Below are 419 nucleotides of genomic sequence, written 5' to 3' on the forward strand. Positions count from 1 at the left end.
CTCCCAGGACCCTTCGGTCCAAGTACCATCGGCGCTGGAGGGCTTAACGGTCGTGTTCGGGATGGGTACGCGTGGAACCCCTCCGCTATCGCCACCAAACGTGCGCTTGTGGAACAAGCGCCGAGCGTCACATTCGGTCGCTCACGGCTGTGCCGATGAATGTGTGCGCGATTGATTGTTCAGGCTTGATCGCCTGAAAACTGAATCCGAAACGAAATCTGCGTTTTAGTTCTTTGGATAAGCCCTCGACCGATTAGTATTGGTCAGCTCCACACGTTGCCGTGCTTCCACCTCCAACCTATCTACCTCGTCGTCTTCAAGGGGTCTTACATGCTGGGAAATCTCATCTTGAGGGGGGCTTCACGCTTAGATGCTTTCAGCGCTTATCCCGTCCGTACGTAGCTACCCAGCCATGCTCC

2 rRNA genes are annotated in these 419 nt (G+C 55.4%); both read right to left on the reverse strand.

The features are described from left to right. Window positions 1–99 (reverse strand): 5S ribosomal RNA (gene rrf, locus AC0LWN_RS32690); the annotation flags it as partial. 134 nt (window positions 100–233) lie between these two features. Continuing rightward, window positions 234–419: ribosomal RNA gene (locus tag AC0LWN_RS32695) — 23S ribosomal RNA — on the reverse strand; the annotation flags it as partial.

The sequence above is a fragment of the Paenibacillus sp. sgz302115 genome (assembly GCF_056120445.1).